The sequence below is a fragment of the Prevotella sp. P2-180 genome (assembly GCF_002251435.1).
Lineage (GTDB): Bacteria > Bacteroidota > Bacteroidia > Bacteroidales > Bacteroidaceae > Prevotella.
Genome location: NZ_NPJI01000029.1, coordinates 38735 through 54547, shown reverse-complemented (window position 1 = coordinate 54547; position 15813 = coordinate 38735). Strand labels below are relative to the sequence as shown.

The following is a 15813-nucleotide window of genomic DNA, read 5'->3' as shown; positions in this document are numbered from 1 at the left end:
AAAGAAATATATGAAACTGAATAAGATATTTATGCTTGCAGGCATCTCAATGCTGGGCTTTGCAATGAGTTCATGTAGCGACGATGACAATGACTACACTCCTGGTGAGCCCGTTAGTGCCGATTGTCCTGCCGTTTCATTCGTGGCAGAGGAGTCGGGACAGTCTCTTGAGCTCGACCCAGCCGATCCAACAGAGGTAACATTCACCGTTACCCGCGAAAAGGCTGATGCAGCTGCCAGCTACAACCTGACAGTGCTCAGCAACACCGACGATGTGTTTGTTGTGCCCGCAACTGTTGATTTTGCAGCAGGTGCCAAGGAGGCTAATGTTAAGGCTACATTCAACAATGCAGAGGTTGGCAAGACCTATTCATTCGAGGTTGCCCTTGACGAGGAAGTGGTTAATCCTTATAAGTCTTCTACAAGGAAATCATTTACCTTCAAGGCTGTGCGCGTGAAGTGGAACAGTATTGGCACAGGACAGTGGATTGATGACTTCTGGTATGGTTTCTGGGATGAAATAGAAATCCAGCAGAGAGATGACAAGCCAGAATACTATCGTGTGAAGAGTTTATACACCGATGATGTCGTAACATCATCAGGCAGTGCACTTGGTACATACAAGGACTATTTCGTATTTAAGGTATCCAAGGATGGATATGTAACATGGGATACTCCATTGTGCATAAACACTTCATATCAGGATACCGGTATTGACATCCTCGGTCACCTTCCATCACAACTTAGTCCGGATTTTGCAGGAGACGATGCCCAGAGTGTGGCAACATACGATGATGAGGGAAATATTCAATACTTGACAATCGCCCCGTATTGGTATGTAGGAGGTTTAGGTGGTTTTGGTATTCACAACCTCTACCTCGCATTCCCTGGCTATGATTTGGCTTCAGAGTTGGGATTCTAATAACAATTAGAGTGCCACCAAAAATATTATCTTAAGGCAAGAGGGATGGCATTAGTAGCCATTCCTCTTGTTTGTTTCTAATAACCATCATAAATATCATCTGTATTATGAGAAAAGGGATTTTATTACTGTTATCATTCTTCTTGATAGCTTCGGCAGCTTCAGCCATAACCATCAATGAAGAGAAGGCAAAGAAAATCGCTATTGACTTTCTGACAAGTAAACGACATATCAACACAGACGTGATGATATGCAATCCATACGTATCAACAAGGTCGGTAGTTAGTGAAGCGGGGTATTACATATTCAATTCCACCGACGGCAAGGGATTTGCCATAGTGGCAGCAGAGGACGAATTGCCAGAGATAATAGGTTATTCAGCCACAGGGCACATTGACAGTCAGTCAATGCCTGATGCACTCAAACTTTTTCTTGATTCTTATTCGCAATATGTTGAGGATATCAGAAATGGCATTGCCGTAGCAAGTGATTACTCAGCTACTCGCTCAAGCGATCTTCCTGCCGAAGTAGAACCTATTGTGAAGACACAATGGAACCAGCCTGCCCCCTACAACAAGTATTGTCCCGATGATTGTCCGGCGGGTTGTGTGGCTGTGGCTATGGGCCAAATCATGAACTATCACAAATGGCCTAATGTAGGAACGGGAGCATCATTTACCACATACAATGGTAAAGCCATAAGCGTGGATTTCTCAAAGAGTGAATACAGATGGGACTTGATGAAAAACACCACGAAAGAACTTAAAGAAGACGAGGAAGCTGCAGATGCCGTGGCAAAGTTGCTGTTCGACTGTGGAATAGCTTTGAAAATGAATTATTCCAAGAATGGAAGTAGCGCATTTAATGAAAATGTACCTTTGGCATTGTTCAATTTCTTTGGATATAAGCATACCACTTTGGTGTATGACAGTCCTGATTATTATTCGTCTAAGGAGGAATGGTTAGTGAAAATGAAGCAGGAGATAGTAGATGGTCGTCCCATTTATTATAGTGCATCTTCACCCAAAGGAGGAGGCCAGGATGCTGCAGGACATGCATTTGTCATTTCAGGATATGACGAAAAAGACCGTGTGCATGTAAACTGGGGTTGGGGAGGCAATGATGACGGCTACTACGACATCTTCCGCCTTGATCCAGGAGCTTATGCCTTCACGGATAGCCAGACAGCTATTTATGGTATTGTTCCCAACAACGACGGAATTGATGGCGACTATCTGCCTTTGCCAGCTATAGCCCCCATTGAGACGGATGCAACTGAGTTGGCAAGCAGCGGCACTGGATATGAAAGTTTTAATATCACTGTAGGAAAGATCTTCAACTTTAATCCCATATCAGCCAAATGGTCATACGGCATTGGATTATACGACAACAATGGCAACTTTATACAGAAAATACAAAAGGGTAATTTCTATATCACTCTAGAGCCTTATTATTATCGTCAAAATTTGGCTTTTGTTTGTTCGTTGCCTTCTGATATTCAAGATGGTGAATATATCGTAAAGATGTTTTTTAAATATAATGGCGATTTTGTAGAGCCAAGGGTTGAAGGTGGCAAGATGAATAATTATCTACACTTAGTGGTGGCTGACGGAAAGGTCACGATTGACAAGGAGCCTGTGACATCAGGTATATCCCAAGTGACAGTGGATGATATGTTGAAATCTTCTACTTCATACTTCAATCTCTCCGGCCAACGCCTTTCTTCACCCTCATCACGCAATATTGTCATCCTCAAACAAGGAAACAATGTTCGCAAGGTTATGGCCCAATAAACGTAGTCTCCCTCATTCTATTATATAATTAAGGTGCAGCCCCGATTACCGAGGCTGCACCTTTCTATTATATTAGGAAAACACAATGATTATATAAGCGCGCGGATTCAACCGCAGATTCAACTTTAGGAAGTTAAAAACGTTAAGTTTATTTTGTCTAATTGCGCCATGAAAGAAGAGTAATCATAACTCTTGGCTATTCACTCTTAATTGTTCTTGCGGATTATAGCACTCAAACCAATCGACGTAGCCTTATGTTACACCGACTGTCACCTTACGACAGTTGCCTGTCATAACTGTGGCAGCCGACTGTCATAACCGTGACAGAGTGGCCGAAGTCATCTTGCTTGTTGCTTATTGAAGTTTCTGTTCGCTCGTATATAAGCCAGCTCCGCTACAACCCTACACCCTACATCATTTGGCAATTTCGTGCTGACAATCAACAGGTTAGTGAATGTAGGGTACCTCTCAGCCCTACATCATCCCTACATTCACCCTACATCAAGCCGAAAAAGCGCCGAAAAAGCAATAATGTAGGGCGAATGTAGGGTGAATGAAGGGTCAGGAGGCACCCTACATTCTGTAACTATCTGAAAACAAATCGTTTATCTTCAATTAATGTAGGGTGTAGGGTTATAGCGAAGCAGGCTTCTATTGGAAGCCGAAAGCCAACGAGCTATCAGAATGAATAAGCTATAGTTGACAAGTTTAAGTTTCGTAAGTAAGGGAGATTGTTAGAAGCGAAAGTTGAGTATAATAAATTAAGGTGCAGCCCCGATTGCCGGGGCTGCACCTTTAATTTCACAAATTTCTTAGCCAAATTGCGAAGAATCGGTCGTAAACAATATACTTTCCATCGAATTTATATACGAACTCCCTTTCAATCAATGCCTTTAGGGCTAGGCTTACACTGCTTGAGGCTGGTAAGCCATGACGATGGATGAAATCTTGAGATAATACCGACTCCACTGCCTTGTCTCTTGCTATAGCAAGCAGCAATTGCGACTGATTATATGTGAGCGACTCGTAATAATTCAGAAATGCCACCTCTTGCTCCATTACCGATGTCATTATAGTATCATTCACATGCCGAATGTCAATCTCCCCACCAATATCATATAAACGATTTAGTATATGCTGAACATACCATGTCTGACCATCAACTACGTCATAAACATATCCAAATACATCCTCGCTTAACTTCATACATTTCTTCTCCATCAGGTTATTGGCAAATTCACAATACACCTTTTTGTCAATAGGTGAAAGTGAAAGCATCTGAGAACTTTGATAGAAAGGACGTTTGGCAGAAGTAAACATCTCTGCCATAATATGTTGCTTGCTTCCTGCAAATACAAAAACCACATTGGGAATGAATTGTATGTGTGAACGAAGCAATGCCTCAACATTCTTTTCAGGATATTCTGATATTTGTTGGAATTCATCTATTGCCACATATATCCTCTTGTCAGAATCTTTGAGATAATCAAGCACATGCTTTAGCGACTCCTCTTTTTGATCATTAGAAACTGTTATTGAAAATGAGGGCATCCCTGTCAGTTCATCAATTGACAACACTGGCTTATACGATGAAAAGAGTGTTGTTATCTTTCGCAAGACAGATTGTGATGGGGTATCCAGTTTACCAATAACAGTCTTGGCGAATAGTTCAACAAACTGTTGAAGGTTACGCGTTGCATTGATATCCATATAAAAACATCTTATATCTGGATGTTCATTGGTAATTTGGGCAAAAGCATGATGAATAAGCCCCGTCTTGCCTATGCGTCGCGGAGATATGAGCGCAACGTTGCGTTCATTGTGCAGAGCCCTCATTATTGTCTCGGTCTCCTTCTGCCTGTCGCAGAAGTATTCGGCACCTTTGTATCCATAGATGACGAATGGATTATTCAGTCGTTCCATATTTTATGTTCCATATTTTATGGAATGCAAAGATAAGTCATTTAGTGAAAAATTCCAAGGGATTAACATTAATTATTATTATTATTTATCACTATTCCGTAATCAATACGACAATTTAATAAAACAAAATGCAAAAGGTGCAGCCCCGATTGTCGAGGCTGCACCTTTCTATTACATCAGGAAATCATGATGATTATAAGAGCGGTGTCATATAAAGCGGAATGAACAATGTGTTTCCCTCCACCTTTAGGTCACCACTATGAATGATGTATGGTGTATGCAGATATGTGTCAAACTTCCTGCAGAATTTGTTTAGTGAGGAAGTGGTGTATCTTTGCGTTGATTTCACTTCGACTGGACAAATGTTATGACGGCTTGTGATGTTTGCTTCCATTCCAGTAACTGGTTGTAAATCTTACGTTTCATATTATATATACACCAAAACAAGATTATTGTATGTAGTATATATACACCAAAACACAATTATCGTATATGGCTTTTATACACCAAAACAAGATTATCGGGTGCGAAGATAGTAATTATACAATTTCCCTCCAAATATTTCAAGCACTTTTTTGTGTTTTTAGCCATATTTCTTTGATTGATTATTCAGTCGTTACATATATTGCTTATTAGAATAAGCGGTTTTATGGAAATACTGTTTAAAAGAACCAAATGTTTATTTCCCAAGTGGAGATGGATATCATCAGGGAAATTTAAATGATATTTAATTGTTCTTGCGGATTATAGCACTCAAACCAATCGACGTAGCCTTATGTTACACCGACTGTCACCTTACGACAGTTGCCTGTCATAACTGTGGCAGCCGACTGTCATAACTGTGACAGAGTGGCCGAAGTCATCTTGCTTGTTGCTTATTGAAGTTTCTGTTCGCTCGTATATAAGCCTGCTCCGCTACAACCCTACACTCTACATCATTTGGCAATTTCGTGCTGACAATCAACAGGTTAGCGAATGTAGAGTGCCTCTCAGCTCTACATTCTGTAACTATCTGAAAACAAATCGTTTATCTTCAATTAATGTAGAGTGTAGAGTTATAGCGAAGCAGGCTTCTATTGGAAGTCGAAAGCCAACGAGCTATCAGAATGAATAAGATATAGTTGACATGTTTAAGTTTCGGAAGTAAGGGAGATTGTTAGAAGCGAAAGTTGAGTATAATAAATTAAGGTGCAGCCCCGATTGCCGGGGCTGCACCTTTGGGGTTAATGTCTGAAAACACTAATAATTATACCTACTATACAATTGCTTCTATGATTATTTTGTCACCAATGACAACCTCATTAATGCCTGACTTTTTATTCTTGTTGAAACAGAAGCTAATCATATAACCTGTGTTAAGGTTATAATAATCCAGATAATCACTCAGTTGTTTTTCTCCTCGCTCATTATAAGCATTGCCACGCCATATCTTCAATTCAACGACATACTGTTTTCCAAGATAGTCAATTATTACATCGGTGCGTGTCATATCACGCGTCTGCGCCTCGCAATAATAGTTGCCGACACCATTAATTATCGGGCGAAGGTATGTGAGGAAAATCATCCTGCCATTACGCTCAAGGAATTCCTCATCCTTCTCGGGATTGTATATCTCATTGAAATGCCAACAGAAACGTTCAAGCAATAAGCGCATGTCGATATGTCCGTCACATATGAAACTGTTTTTGTCTTGTTGTCCCATATCAAATATACGTGCAGTCTCATTCTCTCCTATAAACAGATTGTATAACCTTGTCTCTACCAGTCGGCAAACAATGGCTACATTACCATAATCATTCTTTATGAAGTTGAACATCACACCTATCTGCAGGTATTTTTCGTCGGTATAGAATGAGCGTTTCTTGCCCTCAAAGAGTATAGCCTTGAGTAAATCCTTAAGCTGTGGATATTCATTTAGTTTCTTCACCATGTCGTCGAACAAGGTGTTGCGCTCTACAAGCAGATCATGAGTCGCCCGAAGTACGCCATCCTTATCCCATGAATAATTACAGGTGTCGATAATCTGGCAAATGCGACTTACCAAGAATGGATAACCCGAGGTATAGTCAAATATCATGCGCGCCACTGAGATATTGTCAAATTGCAGTTTGTGGTCGGACATATACTCACTGAGCATATCGGCTATACCTTGTGCAGGCAAGCACATGTCGGTGTCAAAAGGCACTGCGATATTCCATGGAGAATTATACATATGCTGGTCGTCCGGACGCAGTTTGAGCTTAAGGTTCTTCACATCATACACCCCCGCAAGCACTACCGACTGATATGCGGGACGATTGTCGCGATTGAGAAAGTTTTCCCTTAATAAACCGAGGAATTGTACAAACTCCTGATGATTGCCGGCATAGTCAACCTCATCAATAAAAACAACAACTTTGCTCGTCATACACAATGTACCGATTAGTTTGGAATATTTCATGGATGACAGTTCTCCCGAATCACTGTCCTTAAATTCCCTGAGCACAGCTGCAGACTCTTCGGAAAGATTATGCACATTACCCCATTCGACGCATGACTGCATCATATACATGGAAACATACAACAGACGCGAAAGAGAAGAGAAAACCTCGTCGTCAAGTCCCTCAAAACTTAGGGAGAACACCGAGTATCCCTCATTGTCGAGCTTGTTCTTCAATACAGACAGAGTGGTGGTCTTACCAAACTGACGCCCACGATTAATGCAGAAATAATTGCCGCCACGCACTAATTGAGCCGCAGCCTCCACCTGATGACTAATGTCAACCATATAATGAAGTGACGGTATGCATTTACCTGTTGTATTGAATGTCTTCATTGCGATAAGTTGTATTATTTTGTATTCTTAGGTGCTATATATATTGCAAAGATAATCATAAATTATTCATTGTGCAAATACGTGTATAAACATTATATTAATTTAGTATATTTTTGCAGCGATTTTTGAAAAATAATAATTTAGAGAGAGATTTATGGAAAAAAGAATCAAAATGCTTTTGGCTTTTGCCATACGCTCCGAAGCAATGGATAAAAATAAATTACGTTGCTTATCAGAATAAGCGGTTTTGGTTAAAAATCGCTTATTCCAATAAGCTTTTTGAGATTATTTTTGGTTATCTCGGCAAGTTTCTATACTTTTGCAGCGAAAAGAATTTTAATCATTGGCATATATGGAAACACTGTTCAGAAAGCACCAAATGTTTATTTCCCAGGTGAAGATGGATATCATAAGGGAAATAATAAATGATATAAATTGGGAACGCCAACTCGTAGCCATCAAAGGATCGCGTGGAGTGGGCAAAACAACACTTATGCGCCAGTATATTCGCAAGACTTACGGCACGACGGCCGGCAAGGCGCTGTATTGCGTTGTTGACAGTATGTATTTCACTACACACACGCTTTTGGAACTTGCCGAGCGGTTTGCACTAATGGGAGGTGAGCACCTCTTTCTGGATGAAGTACATAAATATCCCAAGTGGAGCATTGAGATAAAGGAAATCATAGACCTTTATCCGCAGTTGAGAATCACTTTCACCGGTTCGTCGCTTATTCAGATCCTAAATGCTGATGCGGACCTCTCGCGCAGGGTGTTGTCATATACGATGGAAGGGCTGTCTTTCAGGGAATTCCTTCATTTCTACAAAGGGATACAATTACCCAAATATTCACTTGAAGAGATACTCGGCAATGCAGACAATATATGTGCTGAAGTAAATGCGAAATGCCGACCTGTGAAAATGTTTGAAGAGTATCTTAGGGTAGGGTATTATCCATTCTATGATGGTGTGGAAACGGAATATTACAGCAGGATAGAGAATGTGGCCAATTTTATCATCGACCAGGAAATTACCACATTCTGCGGAGTTGACCCTGCATTCACACGAAAACTGAAGGCAATGTTGCTTTTTCTGGCTGATAATCTGCCTTATGAGGTGAACATATCAAAACTAGCTTCTTATCTTGAAATAAACAAGAATACTGTAGTGAATTATCTGAATGCCATGCAGCGGGCAGAATTGCTGCATCTTGTTTATTCCGACAACAAGTCGGTGACAAAGATGCAGAAACCCGACAAGATATTCATTCACAACACCAATATGCTTTATGCTTTATCGAGCCGCCTTGTAACAGGTACTATAAGGGAATGTTTTGTGGTTAACCAACTGAGCGTCAACCACACAGTGGAGTACTCCAAGGATGAGGGTGACTTCAGAATTGACGGGAAAGTGATACTGGAAGTGGGCGGCAGTAAGAAATCGTTCGATCAAATTGCCGATATTCCCGACTCATATATCCTTGCTGATGATATGGAATATCCCGTAGGCAAGAAACTGCCCCTATGGATTGTGGGTATGAACTACTAAAACTTATAAGGTGCAGCCCCGATTGCTGAGGCTGCACCTTTCAATTATATCATGAAAACACAATGATTATACAATATGAACTTCAATAATCTATCCTAAATAACATTTTTCTATCCATAGCTGGAAGAAAAGGTCATAGACGTAGTATTCATTCTTTTCGTGGGTGACGAAATCCTTTTCAACAAGACCCTTTATGGCAGATACAGCCGAACTGGCAGATGGAAGGTTGTACTTCTTTACGAACGCGGAACTGGAAATGGCTATTGCCCTACGCTCCGAAGCAAATGATAATTCGCACTACTTCTCAAAATGCTGGTAGTCTTTTAGGCTTATCCAGTCGCCACCCCAAGTGAAACCATGCTTTTTGAATAGTTTGTAGCAAAGGTCGTTGTGATCTATCTTATAGTCAAAATTCTTGGACCTGTCGGCGTAGGGACGACCTTCTTCAGGACTGACATAATAACTACCGTCTGCGCGCTTTTTCACGTAAGGATTATAGAGCGGATTGATGTCGATGGCCTTGCCCATACTGTGGTTTGAGAGCGTTGTGGTGCCGGCAACAAAACGGAAATTGAAGCAGGAGGAGTTGTTGGCAATCATCGATGGGTCGTCCTCTGCATTGTAATTGTCTATCAGCACCATGCGTTCTATCGGATAGCGGGCATCGTAAAGCTCACGGAAGATGTCGAGCAAATCGGAAGCTATCTCCTTATTGCAGACCAGTTCGCCAAGCACGTTCTCGCCTTTCAGGTTGCGGTGAAGCACCTTTACGTATCTTAGGTCGCCACGTGGAACGGTACAATTATCCTTATAAGACTTACCCTTCATCACCTGAAACACGCTGTCGGAAATAAGTTCACTCACAAAGCATCGCTGAATACCAAAATCAGCGATTTCATCGTCAGTCACTGTTGCTCCCGCTGTCCATGCTACAAGCTCTGGACACGAGGTTTCTTTACCACTGCCATTGTCTTCCATTGTACATGAAACGAAAGAAGTGGCCATACTAATCAAAACAGATAGAAACATTGTTGAATATCTCATATTAATAATGTAAGTAACAAATTTTCTGCAAAGATAATAATAATTATCAGAATAATGAAGTCAAAGGCAATATTTTTTTGTTTTACCAAATATTATATGTACCTTTGCACAAACAATAGAATCAAGAGAAATGAGCGAAAAGGACAAAGACATACTGAAAATCGCCATTCCATCGATAGTATCAAACATCACAGTGCCACTGTTAGGGCTTGTTGACGTGACTATCGTGGGACACATGGGAAGTGCGGCATATATTGGTGCAATAGCAGTGGGCAGCATGATATTCAATGTGATATACTGGATATTCGGATTTCTGAGGATGGGCACCAGCGGCATGACCTCGCAGGCATACGGTCGTAGAAGGCTCGACGAGGCAGTAGACATGCTCGTCCGCGCAATGGCGTTGGGAGTGGGCGTGGGCATACTATTCGTTTTAGCTCAGCCCGTTGTAAAGTTTGCAGCCATGGCAGCCATGCAACCCACTGATGACATCAAGGCATACACAAGCGCATATTTCGACATCTGCATTTGGGGAGCACCGGCTGTATTAGGCCTTTACAGTCTGACTGGTTGGTATATAGGCATGCAGAACACTCGCACTCCCATGGTCATCTCTATAGTACAGAACATTATAAACATCGCTGCAAGCATAACTCTCGTAAGCGTTTTCGGTATGAAAGTGGAAGGTGTGGCCATAGGCACCCTTGTGGCACAGTATGCTGGATTTGCCTTAGCTTTAGTAATGCTTTGCAACAGATACGGCAGACTGATGCGATACATATCTGTAAAAGCCATGAGAGACACAAAAGCCATGATGAGATTTTTTACGGTTAACCGCGACATATTCCTTCGCACTGTGTTTCTTGTGGCTGTAAACCTGTTTTTCACTGCTGCCGGAGCTAAGCAGGGAGCAGTGATATTATCGGTGAATACGCTACTTTTTCAACTTTTCACACTTTATTCATACGTAATGGACGGATTTGCCTATGCAGGTGAAGCCATAGGCGGAAAATACTATGGCGCAGGAAATGTAAGGGCATTCGACGACATAGTAAGAAGACTCTTCGTCTGGGCATTGCTGCTTACGGCATTATACACCTTAGTATATCTCTTTGGCGGCAGGCCATTCCTCCGCCTTCTTACCGACGAGCCTGATGTGGTGTCGGCATCAAAAGAGTATATGCTTTGGGCAGTAGCCATTCCCCTATCTGGCATGGGAGCATTCTATTGGGACGGACTTTATATTGGCATGACAGCCACGCGAGGCATGCTTGCCTCTACATTTGCAGGAGCAATAGTATTTTTCGCCACATACACGCTACTGTTCCCCATGCTTGAAAACCATGCTCTTTGGCTTGCCCTGACATTCTACCTCGTGGCAAGAGGAATAGTACAGACACTTCTGTTCAAGCGTTATCGTCTCAAGAGCTATTAAAAAGCCGAAAAAAAAATAAGCCCCCGTCTCACGACGAGGGCTTAGTTCATTACCTAAAATAACTAACCTTAAATCACTAATTCTTTCTGCTTACCAAAAAAATCTAAACCAATGTAACCTTTAATTACTACATAATCGTAAACCTCCAAAGAGGTAATACTTAATTTCTACTTTTCAATGAACTGTTATCAAAATGACGCTGCAAAGTTAGTCATTTTTTTTTAAACGACAAGCAAATTATTGTGAATTTTGGGGAACAAAATGTTAATTATGCTATTATTTGGCATTTTTGTTATCTTTTTTATTACTTTTGCAGCATGAAAATAGGTATTTTTTGTTCTGCAAACGACAATATCGATGCAGAGTACTTCAAAAGAACAGAAGAGCTAGGACAGTGGGCAGCACAGAACGGACACGTCATCGTGTTCGGCGGATGCAATATGGGATTGATGGAATGTGTGTCAAAAGCCGCAAAATCCAATAAGGGCATGACCATAGGTGTGGTGCCTACAAAGGTGGAAGAACGCGGAAAAGTGAGCTCATGGCTCGATGTGCATATACCATGTTCCGACCTTACCGACCGCAAGCAGCTTCTAATGCTGCAGAGCGACGTGTTTGTCGCCCTGCCTGGAGGAATTGGCACTCTCGATGAAATATTCACCGTTGTGGCGTCTGCCACCATAGGCTACCACAACAAGCCTTTGGTGCTTTATAATATCAATGGTTTTTGGGATAGCATGATAGCCATGCTTGACGACCTTACCGAAAAGGGGATGATAAGAGGACAATGGAGAGAACATATCAAAGTGGCTACGAATTTGGAGGAAGTAAGGTTAAATTGCGTTAAATAAGCCTTTCGTATCCACAAAAAAAAACAACAGGGTAACTACAAATATATAATAATGTGTAATTTTGCACACATAAATAGTATATATACGACAAATGCGCAAAGTAATTGGTATAGGAGAAACAGTTCTCGACATTATTTTCAAAGGCGACACACCAATAAATGCGGTACCTGGCGGTTCCGTGTTCAACGGACTGATATCACTGGGACGCTCTGGCGTGAAAACTACATTCATAAGCGAAACCGGCAACGACCGGATAGGCCGCCGCATCATAAGTTTCTTAGAGGAAAATGGAGTAGACGCATCTAACGTCTGCGTACACAAAGACAGCAAGTCGCCATTATCACTGGCATTCCTTGACGACAACAACGATGCTGAATACATCTTTTATAAAGATCACCCTCACGACAATCTTGATTTCTCTTATCCGGAAATCAACAATGACGACATTGTTATGTTCGGCTCCTTCTATGCAGTCAATCCGGTTATACGAAGTCAGGTAGCCGCTTTTCTCGACTATGCAAAAAGCCATGGCGCCATAATCTACTACGACGTAAACTACCGTGCCTCCCACCGCAACGACGTTATAAAAATCAGAGCCAACTTGCTTGAGAATCTTGAATACTGCGACATTGTGCGTGGCAGCGTAGACGACTTCGAGGTGCTATTCGGACATAGCGATGCCGACAAGATATACCGTAACGACATCTCTTTCTACACACGCAACTTCATTCTCACACAAGGAGCAAAGTCTGTGGAACTTAGAGCCAACGGCATAAGCAAGAGTTATCTGGTGGAAAGGATGGAAACAGTAAGCACCATTGGAGCAGGCGACAACTTCAACGCAGGCTTAGTATACGGAATGATCAAAAACAATGTTACAAAGCAACAGATTGCCTACGGTATGCCAGAGGCACTTTGGGACAAGCTCATCGCCTCGGCTCAACAATTTGCCGGCGAATGCTGCAAAAGCATTTATAACTATATAGAAGGTGTAAGGAGCTGAACACAATAGAAACTTAATGCAAGATATAAAGACAATACAAAATAAATACAACAAAGATGGAAATTACAAACAAGATTCATTATGTTGGCGTAAACGACCGCAACAAAAACCTGTTTGAGGGTCTTTGGCCATTGCCAAACGGAGTGTCATACAACTCTTACATCATCGACGATGAGAAAATCTGTCTCATAGACACTGTTGAGGTTGATTTCTTTATTCCCTACATCAAAAATATTCAGGAAGTAATTGGCGACCGAAAGATTGACTATCTCGTAATAAACCATATGGAACCCGACCATAGCGGAGCAATAGAACTCATACGCAAGTACTATCCCGACATCACCATCGTGGGCAACAAAAAGACCTTCTGCATGATGAAAGGCTTCTACGGCATAGACAAGAACACGCTCGAAGTGAAAAACGGCGACACGCTCTGCCTCGGACAACACACACTGCAGTTTGTACTCACACCTATGGTGCACTGGCCCGAGACAATGGTAACACTCGACACCACATCAAACGTACTATTCTCTGGCGACGCCTTCGGATGCTTCGGAGCTCTCAACGGAGGTATTATCGACTCGCAAATCAATTGCGACACATTCTGGCTCGAGATGGTACGCTACTACTCAAACATTGTGGGAAAGTACGGCACGCCTGTTCAAAACGCGCTAAAGAAACTTGCCAATGTGAAACTCGACTACATCTGTTCTACACACGGACCAGTATGGCACGAACACATCAGCAAAGTGATAGACCTCTACAACTCCATGTCGCTTTACAAAACCGAACCGGGACTGGTGATTTGCTACGGCACTATGTATGGCAACACCGAACGTGCAGCTGAAGTCATCGCTCGCGCAGCATCAGAGGCTGGAGTAAAGAACATCGTGATGTATAACGTGTCGAAAACCCACCATTCTTACATCATACGCGACGTGTTCCGATACAACGCACTCATCGTTGGGGCACCAACCTACAACGCCGGGCTTTACCACGAGATGGACGTGCTGCTGGCAGAACTGTCAAACAAGGATATCAAAAACCACTATCTCGGATGGTTTGGCAGCTATGGTTGGGCAAGCAAGGCTGTTGCAAAAATACAGGAATGGAACGACACACGACTGCATTTCACACCAGTGGGCACACCCGTAGACATCTGCCAAAGCCTCAACGAAGAGACTTACAAGCAATGCGAAGAACTCGGACGAAGCATGGCTAAAGCTATAACAGAGGAGTAAAAAAGTGGAATACAACACTGCAACATTATCTAACGGGCTGCGCATCATCCACTTACCATCCTCTTCACCAGTGGTTTATTGCGGTTTCGGCATCAATGCCGGAACACGCAACGAACTTGATGGAGAAGAGGGCGTGGCCCATTTTTGCGAACACACTACATTCAAAGGTACAGAACGCAGGCGCGCATGGCACATCATCAATGGCCTTGAAACATTCGGAGGAGACATAAATGCCTTCACCAACAAGGAAGACACCGTATATTATTCCGCCATACTCAAAGACCATACGGCAAAGGCCGTAGACCTGCTGTCTGACATCGTTTTCCACAGTCTCTATCCACAAGCAGAAATCGACAAGGAGATTGAGGTGATATGCGACGAAATAGAGAGCTATAACGACTCGCCGGCAGAACTCATCTACGACATATTTGAGAACATGCTCTTCGAGGGACATCCCTTAGGGCACAACGTGCTCGGAGAAGCAAGCAAGCTGAGAAAATACACGACAGAAACGGCAAAGGCATTCACAAGCAGATACTACAAGCCGGAGAATGCCGTATTCTTCGCTTACGGCGATGTAGACTTCAGACGTCTTGTTAACCTCCTGAAACGTGCAACAAGGGATTTGCCTGGTTCGCAACCCGTAATGGGTCTTACATCCACATCCTCTACCCTGCCTCCTTATCGCATGCAGAAAAGAGTGATAACCAAAGGCACACATCAAGCCCACGTGATGATAGGCAACCGCGCCTATAGCGTTCACGACGACCGACGTATGGCTCTATATCTGCTCAACAACATTCTCGGCGGGCCAGCCATGAACGCACGTCTAAACATGTCGCTTCGCGAACGCAATGGCCTTGTCTACACCGTGGAAAGCTCTATGACAAGCTATAGCGACACGGGCGTGTGGTGCGTATATTTCGGTTGTGACCCTCACGACGTGGAAAAGTGCGAAAGACTGGTGACGAAAGAGTTACAGCGTGTGATAGACAAGCCACTGACCACGACCCAACTGAATGCCGCCAAGCGGCAGATTAAGGGACAGATAGCCGTAGCGTGCGACAACCGAGAGAGCTTTGCCATCGATTTCGGCCGGTGCTTTCTCCACTATGGTCGTGAGAAAGACATCACCTCCCTCTTCAAACGTATCGACGCTCTCACAGCCAGTCAAATACAAAAAGTAGCCCAAGATATATTTGATCCCGAGCTACTTACGAGGTTGGTAATTAAATGA

Annotated in this window: 13 protein-coding genes; 9 read left to right on the top strand and 4 right to left on the bottom strand. The window is 42.6% G+C overall.

Annotated features, from left to right (window positions below; genetic code table 11):
• The first annotated feature begins 10 nt into the window (after positions 1-10).
• Together CIK98_RS04400 and CIK98_RS04395 are read left to right on the top strand one after the other, a co-directional pair.
• On the top strand, positions 11-922 hold the full coding sequence (locus tag CIK98_RS04400; RefSeq protein WP_094383070.1) for a hypothetical protein: 912 nt from the start codon (positions 11-13) through the stop codon (positions 920-922).
• A gap of 107 nt (positions 923-1029) precedes the next feature.
• Entirely contained in the window at positions 1030-2715 is a 1686-nt protein-coding gene (locus CIK98_RS04395) for a C10 family peptidase (protein ID WP_094383069.1), read from the top strand.
• Between the two features lie 801 nt (positions 2716-3516).
• Here the strand turns inward: CIK98_RS04395 and CIK98_RS04390 are convergent.
• From CIK98_RS04390 to CIK98_RS04380, 3 genes are all read right to left on the bottom strand, one after another.
• Positions 3517-4638: an ATP-binding protein gene (locus CIK98_RS04390; RefSeq protein WP_094383068.1), complete on the bottom strand. Its 1122-nt coding sequence runs from the start codon at positions 4636-4638 to the stop codon at positions 3517-3519.
• Positions 4639-4831: 193 nt separating this feature from the next.
• Positions 4832-5032: a hypothetical protein gene (locus tag CIK98_RS04385; RefSeq protein WP_094383067.1), complete on the bottom strand. Its 201-nt coding sequence runs from the start codon at positions 5030-5032 to the stop codon at positions 4832-4834.
• Positions 5033-5893: 861 nt separating this feature from the next.
• The gene (locus tag CIK98_RS04380) at positions 5894-7453 is read right to left on the bottom strand and encodes an AAA-like domain-containing protein (RefSeq protein WP_094383066.1); all 1560 of its coding nucleotides are present in this window, start codon (positions 7451-7453) and stop codon (positions 5894-5896) included.
• 352 nt (positions 7454-7805) lie between these two features.
• Between CIK98_RS04380 and CIK98_RS04375 the strand changes: the two genes are divergently transcribed.
• Both CIK98_RS04375 and CIK98_RS18890 read left to right on the top strand, forming a co-directional pair.
• Complete coding sequence (locus tag CIK98_RS04375; protein ID WP_094383065.1) at positions 7806-9002, top strand: ATP-binding protein; 1197 nt, start codon at positions 7806-7808, stop codon at positions 9000-9002.
• A gap of 193 nt (positions 9003-9195) precedes the next feature.
• Positions 9196-9321 carry a hypothetical protein gene (locus CIK98_RS18890; RefSeq protein ID WP_256387755.1) on the top strand — a complete coding sequence of 42 codons (126 nt, stop codon included), beginning with the start codon at positions 9196-9198 and terminating at the stop codon, positions 9319-9321.
• Here CIK98_RS18890 and CIK98_RS04370 read toward each other — a convergent pair.
• Positions 9300-10046 (bottom strand): M15 family metallopeptidase, encoded by a 747-nt coding sequence (locus CIK98_RS04370; RefSeq protein ID WP_253249643.1) that lies wholly within the window; start codon positions 10044-10046, stop codon positions 9300-9302. The two genes, CIK98_RS18890 and CIK98_RS04370, sit on opposite strands and share 22 nt — an antisense overlap.
• Before the next feature lie 130 nt (positions 10047-10176).
• Between CIK98_RS04370 and CIK98_RS04365 the strand changes: the two genes are divergently transcribed.
• The 5 genes from CIK98_RS04365 to CIK98_RS04345 all read left to right on the top strand — a co-directional run bounded on the left by CIK98_RS04365 (position 10177) and on the right by CIK98_RS04345 (position 15813).
• On the top strand, positions 10177-11481 hold the full coding sequence (locus CIK98_RS04365) for an MATE family efflux transporter (protein ID WP_094383063.1): 1305 nt from the start codon (positions 10177-10179) through the stop codon (positions 11479-11481).
• A gap of 317 nt (positions 11482-11798) precedes the next feature.
• Entirely contained in the window at positions 11799-12332 is a 534-nt protein-coding gene (locus CIK98_RS04360; RefSeq protein WP_094383062.1) for a TIGR00730 family Rossman fold protein, read from the top strand.
• 91 nt (positions 12333-12423) lie between these two features.
• Positions 12424-13335 carry a carbohydrate kinase gene (locus CIK98_RS04355; protein ID WP_094383061.1) on the top strand — a complete coding sequence of 304 codons (912 nt, stop codon included), beginning with the start codon at positions 12424-12426 and terminating at the stop codon, positions 13333-13335.
• A 56-nt stretch (positions 13336-13391) separates the two neighbouring features.
• On the top strand, positions 13392-14576 hold the full coding sequence (locus CIK98_RS04350) for an FprA family A-type flavoprotein (protein WP_094383060.1): 1185 nt from the start codon (positions 13392-13394) through the stop codon (positions 14574-14576).
• Positions 14577-14580: 4 nt separating this feature from the next.
• Positions 14581-15813, top strand: coding sequence for a pitrilysin family protein (locus tag CIK98_RS04345; RefSeq protein ID WP_094383059.1), 1233 nt, complete (start codon positions 14581-14583; stop codon positions 15811-15813).